We start from the raw sequence: 14,275 nt of genomic DNA, 5'->3' as shown, positions 1-14,275 counted from the left end.
TTCATCGGGTGGCTGGCAGACCTGGAAGACAGTGAGCAGCAGCGTCACGCTTCCGGCCGGACTGCAAACCCTTCGGCTCTATGTTGTCGACCCGGGCTTTACCCTCAACTGGTTCGAAGGACTGAATAGTGCTACCCTCGTTACGGCTCGTCCGGGCTTCGGTTCAAGCGCCGCTACGCAGGAGGTCAACACATTGAACACATCGTTGCTACGCCTTTACCCGCTTCCGGCGCGCAGTGAAATGACCCTTCAATTGAACAATACCTACACGGGTGCGCTGCATGTGATGATCCTGGATGAAGCCGGGCGGCTGCATCGGTCGCTTCGCCTGCAGAAGCGTGGGCCCGAAATGACACAACGTATTCCCGTGAATGATTTGTCAAGGGGCGTGTACCTGCTCCAGGTGGAAATGAACGGTCGTGTGCAAAGCCAGACTTTTTTGAAACAATAGCAGGAAACTAAAATAGCTTGACTTGTGAACAGGCGACCCTTCAAAGAGGTCGCCTGTTCTTTTTTGGTTGACGCAGGACGCACAACGTGATGCCAAACTGTTTTCGGTCAGGATTGTGTCGGTGGATAATGGATGATCGCAGGAAAATACCTGCGCTTCTTCACAGACGACGGTTTCATCCAATTATGAAATTAAAAAGAGAGACAGGACTATTTACGGAAGAAAATCTTGCAATCAATCATACTCCCGAACTTCTGGGAAGCTATCTTAAAATCTCCAGCGTCAATGGTGAATGAGAAATTTCAACATTGCCTATTTAAAAGTACAATCTGAAAAATCCATTTGAGGGACGGTTGCTAAACTGCTTTCTCCTTTAAAACGTTTTATAACCATCGTCCCTGAATGAACCAAACCTCGAACAATGACAGCGGGGAAAGACAAAAACGCCTGTCGGTGACGTCGGCAGCGCAAATGCCCCTATTTTTGACCGTCTCTTAATGTGCTGGAAGTGGGTGGGAGAGAAGGTTGCCGCAAACAGCACCAGCCTGTATCGTTCAATCGTGGCCCTGCCAGTGCAAAGAGAGATTGCTTTAACCTGTAAAGAGTAGAAACCTTATGGATAGTTTGGTCCTGGCCGACTTGTACCGGTATACCGGGAAAAGAGATAGAAAAACATTGCTCAAAACACTGATCAATGTTCCCACCTTTCGGTACCTCTTTTTTTTCCGCATGGTTGTGAAATACAAACGAAATTCAGTGCAAGGGCTCATAGCCCGGTACTTTTACCACCGGTATACCTTCAAGTACGGCATTCAAATTCCCAAGGAAGTGAAGATCGGTGGCGGATTGCACCTGCCGCATTTCGGTGGCATTGTCTTCAACTCGCGGTCGGTGATCGGCAGTGACTGTACCATTTTGCAAGGCGTAACGCTGGGAAACACCAAAAGAGGAAAAAACAAGGGTGCACCCACCCTCGGCAACCACGTGTACATTGGACCCGGAGCGGTTGTCGTTGGAAACATAACGGTTGGGAATAATGTAATGATTGCAGCCAATTCCTTTGTGAATTTTGATGTGCCCTCCAACAGTATCGTGATTGGAAACCCGGGAAATATTATCGCCAATGCATATGCGACGGCCGGTTATATTGTCAACAGCAATTCAGAATACAATTATACGATAACGTCATCTTCTCTTTAACAGCGAACCGTTTTATTGCGCATTCCTCGTCTGCAATTTCCCGCAGATGCCGGCGGTAACGTGCGAACATCATCCTGGCAGTTCGCCTTTTTGTAGTCTTTCCTGTTTCTTTTCACACCGCAGGAAATCGCACGGCTTTTTTTCCAACTCTCTGTCGTTTGGGTTGAACGGTTAAAACAATCGAATTGGCGAAATGGATTGGCGAATGGCTGCAGTGCGTAGAATCGTCGGATGACAAAGGCATTAAAAAACTTCCTAAAGTATTTTTGGTAGTCCTTTTTACGTGAAAAACCTTATCCAGACACACATATATAAACGTGAGTATATACGTAAACGGCTTCTGTCCAAACAACGAATAACTGAAATCAAAAACTCATTTTTTTTATCGAACAAATATTTGATTTTAAAACATTCGGTGTGATATTTGTCTAGTGCGGCTTCGTCTACGATGTGTATTGATCGACTCGATATGTAGAGCAAAATTCACAGTAGAATAAACCTAAGCCAACTATGTTCCTATATTCTTTAAACTCTAAGATTCCAATGAAAACCATTTTGCTAGGTCTTTGCATTATAATTTTTTTTAATGCAAACGCAACGAACTACTACTTCTCCTCAACAACGGGGGATGACAGCAGAAGCAGTGCACAGGCCCAAAACCCTGCCACTCCCTGGAAAAGTATTAACAAGCTGAATGCTGTTTTAAGTTCAGTCGCTCCCGGCGACTCCATTCTGTTTAAACGGGGTGATGTTTTCTACGGAACAATGTCGATGAGCCGCTCCGGACTTTCCGGCAGCCCGATCGTTTTTGCGGGTTACGGTTCCGGCGCCAACCCGATCATCTCGGGTCTGACGAACATGAGCGGCTGGCGTTCGGTCGGCAACGGTCTTTACCAGACAACGTTATCCAATCCTCCCACTAATCAATTGATGATGGTGCTGTTCGACGGCGCCTTGCAACCCCTCGGCCGGTATCCCAAAGCAGGCAAAGGCCGCGACTCTTATTTCTATATTTCGACCCCGGATCCCATCTCCAGCACAACAACGATTAACTCGAATGGCATCGGTTCGGCCCCTTCATTTGTCGGTGGTGAACTGGTGCAAAAAAAGGAACAATGGGTAATTGACCGCAGCCTGATCACCTCGCAAAGCAGCAATACGATTGTTTCAACTCCGTATGTGAGCCCCGATCACCCAACAACGACGTATAAGAGCCTGTACAATCACGGTTTCTTTTTTCAGAACCACGTGAATGCTTGTACACAACTCGGCGACTGGTGCTACGATAACAATTCGAAGACACTGACCATGAATTTTGGTCTGAACAATCCAACCGATTATTCCATTCAGGCAGCTACCCTCGACAGCCTGCTTTTTGTGAACGGGCAAAGCAACCTGACGTTCTCAGGGTTGACGTTCATGGGAGGCAACCAGCACATTGTCAAGTTTAAAGACGCTTCCTACATCACGATCAAGAACTGCGATCTTTCGTTTTCCGGAGCCAACGGTGTGAGCATTGATAAAACCGGGTTTATAGAAAACACCAATCACAACACCATTGCCAATTGTAATATTCACGACATCAACAACAATGGTTTGGAATTAGCCGGTTCGATCTATTGGACCATTTCCGGGAACTACGTCCATGATATTGGCATGAATTCGGGCATGGGACTGAACGGCGACAGCCAGTACATCGGCGTTTTTAATGTCGGGTCCAACTCGGTTGTAGAATACAACAAAGTCGAGAACATTGGCTACTCTGGAATCTATTTCAGTGGAAGCAACACCATTGTTCGCAAAAACGAATTAAAAAATTATGTAGCCGTAAAATCAGACGGCGGCGGCATTTATACCTATGAAAATTCCGGTACTAACCGTTTGGTGGAAGGCAATGTCTGCCATGATGGAGTCGGCGACCACTACGGGATCAACGTTGATGAAACGAATCCCTTCATTGGCCAGGTACACGGCATTTACATGGATGGCAACACGGCCAACGTAACCATCCGGAACAACACCTGTTTCAACAATTCCCGCTCGGGTATTTGGCTGGGCAGCAATGCCAGCATTACCGTTACCGGCAACACGCTTTACAACAATGCCGTGGGCCAGATCTGTGCGCACGACATGAAAGCTGTATTCACAAACATGGTGGTTCGTAACAACATCCTCTTCGCGGTTACGCAAGAGCAGTTGTGTATGTCGGCCATTTTGCGTTCCAATTACTACACCAGCGCTTTTTCCATGGACAGTAACTTCTACTGTCGTCCCGTGTTTGAAGTGTCTGGCATCAACTCAAATGGTTATCCCAACAGCGGCAGCTATGTGAACTATCCCGATGGCGGTATCATCGAAGCCTATGATTTGCGGTTTTACTCGTTGGATACATGGCAGCAGCTTTCCGGCATGGATGCGCATACCCAAAAAACACCGGTTAGTATTTCAAGTCCCAGCGATATTCGTTTCGAATACAATGCATCCAACACGTCAAAGACGGTTTCTCTTGATGCGTCGTACATCGACATGAAGGGGCAAACCTATTCCGGCTCACTGACCCTGGCGCCTTACAGCTCCATTGTCATGGTGAAAACCAGCAGTCAGACACTGACCCAGAGTTTGGACTACCTGCCCATTCCCGGTAAGATCGAAGCCGAAAGTTATTATGCCGTTCAGGGTGCGGTTATGGAAAGCTGTAGCGAAGGCGGCAAAGACGCCAGTGGTTTTGGTCAGGGCTCTTACCTTGATTACAAAGTCAACGTAGCGTCGGCGGGCACTTACACATTTAACTTCCGCATTGCAGGCTGGGGCGGACAGTTCCAGGTAAAAAACATCGCCGGTACGTTGCTTAGCACCGTGAACGTGCCTTCGACCAACGGCTGGCAAACATGGAAGACAATCAGTTCGACTGTGACCTTACCTGCCGGCCAGCAGATCCTCCGGTTTTATGTAACTTCTCCGGGCTTTAATCTCAACTGGGCCGAAGCATTGAACAACAGTACACAGATGCAAAGCCAGGTGATTAACTTCCCGGCAATAGCAAACAAGCAGACGACAGATCTCGCTTTTGCTCTTTCGGCAACTGCCTCTTCAGGCCTGCCAGTTATCTACAACCTGGTAAGCGGGCCAGCCTCCATTGCCGGAAGTACGGTGACCCTTACCGGCGGCACTGGTACTGTAACCATTGAAGCTACGCAGTCCGGTAATGGTACCTACAGTGCTGCCACACCGGTACGTCAGAGCTTTTCGGTGAACTCAATTTCGTTGCTATCGCAAACGATCAGTTTCCCTGCTATTCCAAGTAAACAAACGACCGATCCGGCTTTCGCCCTTTCGGCAACGACTTCTTCCGGTTTGCCGGTTAGTTATAAAGTGGTGAGCGGACCGGCTACCATATCCGGCAGCACAGTGACGCTGGGCGGCACGGCAGGAACGGTAACGATCGAAGCATCACAATCCGGTAGTACATCCTACAACGCGGCAACACCAGTAACACAAAGTTTTTCGGTGTCAACTTCATCAACTTCTTCATCTGTCTCAACTTCCGGCTACCAACCCATACCGGGCAGAGTAGAAGCGGAAAGCTATTCTGCGATGCAGTGGGTGTTGCTGGAAAGCTGCAGCGAAGGCGGACAGGATGCCAGTGGTTTTGGCACCGGTTCCTGGATGGACTATAAAGTCAACGTTGCAGCGGCCGGAACCTACACCCTGAACTTCCGTGTTGCCGGTTGGGGGGGTGCGATGCAATTGCAAAATGCAAATGGGAATACCCTGGCCAGTATCAGCGTTCCATCAACCGGAGGCTGGCAGGTTTGGAAAACCATTAGTGTTTCCGTAAACTTGCCTGCGGGTCAGCAAACGCTGCGCCTGGCTGTAATAACCGGCGGCTTTAATTTCAACTGGTTCGAAGGCGTCAGCAGTGTAGCAGTACAACAAGCACAAACCATTTCCTTCCCGGCTATACCCAATAAACTCACCACCGATCCGGCTTTCACGCTTTCGGCTACGGCAACATCTGGCCTGGCAGTCAGCTACAGAGTGGTAAGTGGCCCGGCCACGGTTTCGGGAAGCACTGTAACCCTCAATGGTGTTGCAGGAACTGTAACAATTGAAGCGTCTCAGTCTGGCAATACATCATACACGGCCGCCACACCGGTTAGCCAAAGCTTTACCGTGACTGCACCGGTCGTCTCCGCATCAGGCTACCAGCCGATCCCCGGTAAGGTGGAAGCGGAAAGCTATTCGGCCATGCAATGGGTGTTGCTGGAAAGCTGCAGCGAAGGCGGTCTCGATGCCGGTGGTTTCGGTACGGGCTCGTGGATGGATTATAAAGTAAACGTCGCCTCGGCAGGTACCTATACACTCAACTTCCGTGTTGGTGGCTGGGGTGGCTCGATGCAAATACGTAATGCCGGTGGTACAGTATTGAACACGGTATCCGTTCCTTCATCGGGTGGCTGGCAAACGTGGAAGACCGTCAGTGCAACAGTGAACCTGGCCGCCGGTCAGCAGGTTTTACGCCTCTATGTTGTTGATGGTGGCTTTACGCTGAACTGGTTTGAAGGTGTGACCGCCAGTGCTTCTACCACAACTACGCTTCCAGATTACCAGCCGATCCCGGGCAAAGTAGAAAGCGAAAGCTATTCGGCGATGCAGTGGGTATTACAGGAAAGCTGCGCCGAAGGTGGACTGGATGTAGGTGGCTTTGGCACAGGTTCGTGGATGGATTACAAAATAAATGTGGCCGCAGCAGGTGCCTATACCTTAAACTTCCGTGTGGCAGGCTGGGGTGGTACCATGCAATTGCAAAACAGCTCAGGCTCGTTGACAGTCAGCATTCCGTCTACAGGCGGTTGGCAGGTTTGGAAAACGATCAGTGTGCCAGTTTCCTTGCAGGCCGGACCGCAAGTCCTGCGTGTATACATCGTAACCGGTGGATTTAACCTGAACTGGTTCGAAGGCCTGAGCAGCAGCAGCGGAACGACGGTTGGCGGTCCTGCACCAAAACTCGGCACGACGGCCGGCATGGATGCGACGACACCTTCAACAACAAGTTCGTTCAAATTGTATCCGGTTCCTGTGCAGAGCGAAATGACGCTTCAATTGAACAATGCATACACAGGCGCAGTACAGGTTTCCGTTGTGGATGCCGCCGGACGTACGCACAAAGAGTTCAGTCTGCAAAAGCAGGGACAGGAACTGATCCAACGCATTTCCGTTGGTGGCCTGACACCTGGCGTTTACATGTTGCAGGTGAAAATGAAGGACAAAATGGAAGCAAAATCTTTCGTTAAGCAATAAGAGGTTGTTATCCTCGCAACGAAGCTGCCCTGGTCAATTGGCCAGGGCAGCTTTTTTTTACTCCTGTTGGCGTTGAGTGATATGAAAAAAATAGAATCAGTTCGTTTGTTTTCCAACTATTTTATAATTACAGCCAGCCGTAACCGAAAAAGTTGAACCAGGAAAAAAATGCGGCGCGATTTTTTGTAACGGAATGTGTCGGATAGAAACCATCGAAAAAATGTTTGGTTTCTTCTCGTTAGATTTGTTCCTTTCGGTACAGCATCCCGAAACCTTCTGTTGTTTACTATAAAGAATTATCATTATGGGTCGTATCTCGTTTAGCCGTATTCTTCGTTTTTGTTTTGGTATCAGCGTCCTGTCATTGTTGGCCTCGTGTGCCTCGGTGAGCAAGGCGACGTATTTTAACGGGTTGAGCGATGGGGATGTGCAGCGGGCAGAGGAAGCTCTGGACCAGCCCATTCAAAAAAGCGATATTCTAAGCATTGGTGTCACCAGTCTGAACCCGGAGGCATCGGCTGTTTTCAATATGCCCAATTTACCGGCGGGGTCTTCCTTTAGCTCGGCGGGCACCTCGGGCCTAGCCAGCGCCTCGGGCTACCTGGTCAACAGCGAAGGGGTGATCCAGTTCCCGATGCTGGGCGCCATCAAAGCCGAGGGGATGACCAAAAAGTCACTGGCGGCTTACATTACACGCCAGCTTACGGAGAAAAAGCTCCTGTTGGATCCCATCGTTTCTGTGCGCCAGCTTAACTTCCATGTCACGGTGCTGGGTGAGGTGGGCAAGCCGACGGTGATCACCGTTCCTAACGAAAAGATCAACATCATGGAAGCCGTGGGCATGGCAGGAGACCTGACCCTGTATGCCAACCGCGACCGGGTACTCTTGATCCGCGAAGAAGGAGGACAGAAGATCGTGCGTCGCATCGATCTGACCTCACCGAGAGCCCTGTCCTCGCCTTACTATAACTTAAAGAACGGCGACATTATTTACGCGGAGACCAACACCTCCAAGATCCGGGCAACGTCGGAAAGCCGGCAATACCTGCCCATCATCATCAGCGCCCTTTCAGTCGTGGCCATCGCCCTCGACCGGATCTTACGATAGAACCACCTTCGGTGGACCGGTGAATCCGTTTCATGCATTTTGCCATTGGCGATCATTCGTTGCCCAGACATTCAGAAACTGTTCGCCTGGACAAGAAAGTTTTATTGCCGGTCACCCGGTGAAAGCAAAAAAACCGTTTCTTTAAGAACGCAAACCCGATCATTCATACAACATCTAACCATATGTTCATCACCATCGTGGCCGGTGCACGCCCCAACTTTATGAAAATTGCCCCCATTATCAAAGCCATCCAGGCTTCGAAAGAAAGGGGAAAAGAAATTTCTTACCGGCTGGTACACACCGGCCAGCATTACGATAAAAAAATGAGCGGCGATTTTTTCGAGCAACTGGGTATTCCCGAGCCGCACGCCAACCTCGGCGCAGGTGGTGGCAGCCAGGCAGAACAAACAGCCGCAATCATGACGAGTTTTGAAAAAGACCTCCTGGCGCACCGGCCAGACGTTGTGCTGGTGGTGGGTGATGTTACATCCACAATGGCCTGCACCATCACGGCAAAAAAACTCAATGTTGATGTTGTACACGTGGAAGCCGGCATCCGCTCGGGCGACATGACCATGCCCGAGGAAATCAACCGTATCGTCACCGACTCGATCTGCGATCATTTCTTCACCACCAGCGAAGCGGCAAACGGGCACCTTCGCAAAGCCGGCGTGGAAGACGGCCGCATTCACTTCGTTGGCAATACGATGATCGATACCCTTTACCAAAACCTCGATCGCCTCCAGCAACCCGAAATCTGGCAACAAAAAAAGCTGTCAGACAAAGGCTATTTTTTGATCACCCTGCACCGTCCCAACAATGTCGACGATGTGGCTAATCTAAAAAAACTGCTCGATACCATTCTGTCCCTGACCGGCGGACTTCCCGTTATCTTTCCCATTCATCCCCGCACAAAAAAGATCCTGGACAGCGTTGGCTATGCCAACGACAACCTGGTGCAGGTCGATCCCATGGGCTATCTTGAATTCATTTACCTGGTTCAACACGCCAAAGCCGTTATCACCGACTCGGGCGGCATCACTGAAGAAACGACCGTATTGGGTGTGCCCTGTTTGACCTTACGCAATTCGACCGAGCGGCCCGAAACCGTCAGCATCGGAACCAATGAACTGGTCGGCACAGACCCCGAAAACCTCCGGCCGTATTTGCACAAACTGCAAGGCGGCACCTGGAAAGCTGCCGGCATTCCGGACCGCTGGGACGGTAAAACATCGGAGCGAATCGTTGCCCGGTTGCTGGACATCTACGGACGGAAAAAGTCGGCCAGCCCCGAAACCGTTCTCGTCGCGTAACAGCAATTGCGACAATACCTGTTCTGCTTTTTCGTTCATTTATTGCCTGTGTGCTTGCATGCAGCCGGGTCGGTATGGCTGTCTGTTGCCTTTGGAAAATGGTTACCGGTGGCAAGGCGGAAAATCCGTTCCGCCTTGCCTGCATTCACACGGCAAAACTTTCTTCCGTTTGAACCCGGAAAAAAATTATTTTGAGCCGATGCAGGACACCATTCTTTCACGCCTCGAAGCCGCACGAAAAGAGTTGCTTGACCTTGGGCTTCGCAATCCGCTGATTCATTACAAAGGTTCGAAGGCCAGGGGACTTCGGATCGTCAACGAAAATGCGGCGGATGTCTACCGCTTTTTGGTGGAAGACGGAAAGGCGATGACCTTTGCGGCGCTCCCCGAAATGGTAGCCGCTGCGCCGAATGAAAACGATGATTCAACCGCCTGGCCGCAAAACGTTTCGGACAACAAACTGCAAACAACCGAAACGGAAGAAACACTTCAACACAAGCTGCTGAACACATTTTACACGGCAAGAACCAGCCTTGAAGAACAGGGCGTGAACACGCTTTTTCTTGCCCTCGGCATGCTGCAATGGTACGAATCCGATTCGTCTTCGGAAGCACGATCTGCTCCGCTGGTTTTGGTGCCGGTCACGCTGGAACGGTCGAGTGCAAGGGAACGTTTTCGCCTTCGGTATTCGCAGGAAGAAGTGGGGCACAACCTCTCGCTGCAGGAAAAACTCAGGGCAGAATTTGGCCTGGCAATTCCCAACCTGCCGGACGACGAAAGCTGTGACATCGCCAATTATACCGGGCAGGTAGCTGAAGCGGTTAGCAGCCAACGGCGATGGATGGTGGTGGACAATTCCATTGAGCTCGGTTTTTTTTCCTTCGGCAAATTCATGATCTATCATGACCTGGACAATGCAGAATGGCCGAAGGATGAACAGCCGATACAGCACCCTGTTTTGCAAAGTTTGTTTTATACCGGTTTCAGGGATGCGCAACCCACTGCCGGGGATGACGCATTTATCGATACCGAAACGCCGGCCGATGAACTGCTCCAGGTTGTGGATGCCGACAGCTCGCAGATCCTTGCCATGCTGGCGGTGAACGAAGGCAAAAACCTGGTAATCCAGGGACCGCCCGGCACGGGTAAATCGCAGACGATCACCAATATTATTTCCAATGCCATCGGCCAGGGAAAAAAGGTCCTTTTCGTTGCCGAAAAACTGGCAGCACTGGAAGTGGTGAAGCGGCGCATGGACAATATTGGCCTGGGGGAAGCCTGCCTGGAATTGCACAGTCATAAAGCCAACAAAAAAGAGTTGCACCAGGAGCTGAAACGAATCCTCGAATTGGGCAAACCGGCCGTTCAGAAACTGCAGGAAGAGGTGGCGCTCCTGGCCCTGCACAAAGAAGAAATCAACGCCTATTGTCTGGCCGTAAACAGCGAGATCAAACAAAGCGGTTTGTCGGTTCATGATATCTATGGCCGTCTGATCAATATCGAACAGCAACAGGGCGCCGCTGAACTGCCCGTGATCAATCTGCCGGATATTCATCACTGGAACGCCTTGCAACAACAGGGCGCTGAGGCGATGGCCGAACGCATCCAGGCAAGATTAATGGAGATGGGCGTGCCGTCGGAACTTTTGTTCTGGGGAACCGGGCGGAGAGTGGTGTTGCCGCAGGAGTTGGCGCAACTGAAAACAACGTTGGCCGATGCCGGTGCCGCTGTGGATGCTCTTCGTTCTGTAAGTGCGGAACTGGCGCAGGCAACCGGCATGCAGTCTCCTGCCAACCGCGACGCAGCACTGAAGTTGCTTTCGCTTTTGCAACTGGCGGCCATCCGGCCCGACCTGCGTGCTGTTGCAATTGAAAGCAAGGCCTGGGTTGAACAAAAGCCGTCAATTGATGCATTCCTGCTTGCAGGAAAGCGCCTGGCCGCCTTGCACAACGCATATGAAGAAAATTTTTTACCGGAAGCCTGGGGCCTTGATGCACTGACCGTGCGAAGCGAACTGAAAACGCACGGCGAAAAATGGCACCGCTTTCTTGTTGGCTCCTACAAATCCGCGGTGAAACAACTCCGTGCAGTGTGCAAAAACGAATTGCCCAAAGACAATGCCGAACGGCTAAAATACGTAGAGGATATTCTGGAAGCCAAGCGTCTGCACGAAGCAATCGGTGCGCAAAGTGAAATAGGCGAAGAACTCTTTGGGCGGCGCTGGCAAAAGGAAAAATCGGACTGGAACAACCTGGAGGAAGTTGCCGCTTACCTGCAGACCGTTCACCAGCAGGTTGCCGATGGTACCTGCCCGGTTGAAATACTGTCTTATCTCGCACAGCACAAGGACCCGGAAATTGCAAGACGCGGTCATGCCTTGTTGCTGGATGCGTTGAACGAGCAGGGCAAGCAGTTGAACAGGGTGGTCGAAGCCTTGCAACTGAACGAGGCCCTTCGTTTTGGCGGCCCCCTTGTGCAACAGCCGTTCCTGGTACAAAAGCAAATCCTCGCAGCGTGGCAGGAAGGCCTGCCCGAATTGCAATCGGCCGTTTCCTGGAACAACCTTTCCGACACAGCAAGAGAAAGCGGCTTCGTCTTCCTCGTTGAATCCTCTGTTCGCTGGAAAGAAGCAAGCAATTTTCTGAAAACTGCCCTTCAAAAAACCTGGTACAGCCACTTGCTGAAAGTGGCTCTTTCTGAATTTCCCGCACTGCGCAAATTTGAACGGGCCAGCCATGAAGAAGTGATCCGGCAGTTTCGTCGTCTCGATGTATTGAACCTTCAATACAACCGGGCAAAAGCGGCATTGAAACATTGGGAAGCCTTGCCAACGCTGGAAGCCGGCGGGCAAATGAGCGTATTGAAAACGGAGTTCAACCGCAAAGCCAGGCACCTGCCCATTCGCCGGCTGATGCAGGACGCGGGGCTTGCCATCCAGGCCATTAAGCCAGTGTTCATGATGAGCCCTTTGTCCATTGCCAATTTTCTTTCGCCGGGTGCGCTGGCATTCGACCTGGTGATCTTTGACGAAGCCAGCCAGGTACGACCTGTGGAGGCACTGGGTGCCTTGCTTCGCGGCAAACAATTGGTGGTGGTAGGCGACAGCAAGCAGTTGCCACCTACCGCTTTTTTCGATACCCTCAATGACAGCGACGAAAGAGATGAAGAAAACATTACGGCCGATATGGAAAGCATCCTGGGTTTGTGTGATGCGCAGGGTGCACCGCAAAAAATGTTGCGTTGGCATTACCGCAGCCGCCATGAATCGCTTATCCGGCTGTCCAACCACGAATTCTACGAAAACAAGCTCGTGGTCTTTCCCAGCCCCGGATCGAACAGCCGCATGGGACTTGTGTTTCACTACCTGGCTGATACGGTTTACGATCGTGGTGGCACAAGAACCAATGCACGGGAGGCCGAGATCGTGGCACAGGCCGTGATGGAGCATGCCCGGTTGCATGGCAGGCAAAGCCTTGGTGTGGTGGCATTCAGCTCGGCACAACGCGAAGCCATCCAGGACGCACTGGAGCAAAAACGCAAGGAAAATCCCGATCTCGAAAACTTTTTCAGCACGGCGAAAGAAGAACCCTTCTTTGTAAAAAACCTGGAAAATGTACAGGGCGATGAACGGGATGTTATGTTCCTTTCGATCGGGTACGGTCGTACAAAGGAAGGATACGTCAGCATGTCCTTTGGTCCGCTGAACAACGACGGCGGCGAAAAGCGGCTCAACGTTTTAATTACCCGGGCCAAACAGCGTTGCGAAGTGTTTACCAATATCACCGCGGCCGACATCGATACGGCCCGCACGGGTAGCCGGGGTGTGCGAGCCTTGAAAAGTTTTTTGCACTATGCCCAGCACGGCAGCCTGCACCTGGCGGAAGTCACAGGCAAAGAGGCGGATAGCCCATTCGAGGAAATGGTTGCCACACAATTGCGTGGGTTGGGTTATACCGTGCACCAGCAAGTCGGCTCGCAGGGCTTTTATCTCGACCTGGCTATCGTCGATCCGGGCCACCCGGGCCGTTATTGGCTGGGTATTGAATGCGACGGCGCCGCCTACCATTCGGCCCGTTCGGCAAGAGACCGCGACCGCCTTCGCCAGCAGGTACTTGAAGGCATGGGCTGGCGCATTCACCGCGTTTGGAGCACCGATTGGTTTCGCCATCCGGAAAAGGAACTAAAGCGCCTTGTTGAAGCCATTGAAAAAGCCAAACTGGTATCCCACCTGCCGAACGATCCCGGCGACGAACTGACGATCGAACGGGCTATTGTACGGGAATCCCAGGATGATGATGAAGTGACGACCTACCAGGCTGCCACGCTTTCCGCTGAAATTGCAGCCAGGGAACTGCAGCAGCACAGCATGGGAAAACTGGCCGGCTGGATTGAAGACGTGGTAAAAAAAGAAAGCCCGGTTCATTTCGACGAAATGGCCAAACGGATGGCAGAAGCAGCCGGCATTACACGGGTGGGTTCGCGAATCAGGAGTCAGTTGCAGTTGGCGGCAAAATTTGCCGAAGGCGGCGGCAAGATCAAAACCAGGGGCGAGTTTCTGTGGGACCCGGAAATGAAAACTCCGGTCATCCGCAACCGTGCAAACCTGCCGGCTTCGTCCCGCAAATTCAAATACATTGCACCGGAAGAACTGGAATTGGGCGTGGAAAAAGTAGTACGGGAATCCATCGCTATCCAACCCGAAGCGGCTGTGGCCTATATTGCACGGCTCTTCGGCTTTACACGCATCACCGAAGAAATCCGCGATGAGATCCTGGCGTGCATCGAACAGAACCTTACACAAAAGCGCCTGCAAAAAGAAAACGGTTTGCTGAAACTGGCCTGAGCACAGCACGTATGAGCGTGACAAGGTGGGGTGTGCACATTCTTTGCAGCGCAAAGGAA

At 51.3% G+C, this 14,275-nt stretch carries 6 protein-coding genes; all 6 read left to right on the top strand.

The features are described from left to right. Positions 1–451 (top strand): T9SS type A sorting domain-containing protein (locus tag D6024_RS14630; protein WP_162944776.1); only part of this gene is annotated, 451 nt, incomplete at its 5' end. A 615-nt stretch (positions 452–1,066) separates the two neighbouring features. Beyond that, the gene (locus D6024_RS14625; RefSeq protein ID WP_121355346.1) at positions 1,067–1,651 is read left to right on the top strand and encodes a serine O-acetyltransferase; all 585 of its coding nucleotides are present in this window, start codon (positions 1,067–1,069) and stop codon (positions 1,649–1,651) included. Positions 1,652–2,194: 543 nt separating this feature from the next. Further along, entirely contained in the window at positions 2,195–6,952 is a 4,758-nt protein-coding gene (locus tag D6024_RS14620) for a carbohydrate-binding protein (RefSeq protein ID WP_162944775.1), read from the top strand. A 304-nt stretch (positions 6,953–7,256) separates the two neighbouring features. Then, on the top strand, positions 7,257–8,060 hold the full coding sequence (locus D6024_RS14610; protein ID WP_121355343.1) for a polysaccharide biosynthesis/export family protein: 804 nt from the start codon (positions 7,257–7,259) through the stop codon (positions 8,058–8,060). A 182-nt stretch (positions 8,061–8,242) separates the two neighbouring features. Continuing rightward, positions 8,243–9,373, top strand: a complete 1,131-nt coding sequence (gene wecB, locus D6024_RS14605; protein WP_121355342.1) for a non-hydrolyzing UDP-N-acetylglucosamine 2-epimerase — start codon at positions 8,243–8,245, stop codon at positions 9,371–9,373. 169 nt (positions 9,374–9,542) lie between these two features. Then, complete coding sequence (locus D6024_RS14600) at positions 9,543–14,216, top strand: DUF3320 domain-containing protein (RefSeq protein ID WP_240410042.1); 4,674 nt, start codon at positions 9,543–9,545, stop codon at positions 14,214–14,216. Positions 14,217–14,275 lie beyond the last annotated feature (59 nt).

Source organism: Flavisolibacter nicotianae (assembly GCF_003628535.1).
Taxonomy (GTDB): domain Bacteria; phylum Bacteroidota; class Bacteroidia; order Chitinophagales; family Chitinophagaceae; genus Flavisolibacter; species Flavisolibacter nicotianae.
This window is presented reverse-complemented; position numbering and strand designations above follow the sequence as displayed.

Excerpts from the sequence above, each read along its gene's own strand:
- D6024_RS14625 (WP_121355346.1), top strand. The coding sequence starts at position 1,067 with ATGGATAGTTTGGTCCTGGCCGACTTGTACCGGTATACCGGGAAAAGA.
- D6024_RS14620 (WP_162944775.1), top strand. The coding sequence starts at position 2,195 with ATGAAAACCATTTTGCTAGGTCTTTGCATTATAATTTTTTTTAATGCA.
- D6024_RS14610 (WP_121355343.1), top strand. The coding sequence starts at position 7,257 with ATGGGTCGTATCTCGTTTAGCCGTATTCTTCGTTTTTGTTTTGGTATC.
- wecB (WP_121355342.1), top strand. The coding sequence starts at position 8,243 with ATGTTCATCACCATCGTGGCCGGTGCACGCCCCAACTTTATGAAAATT.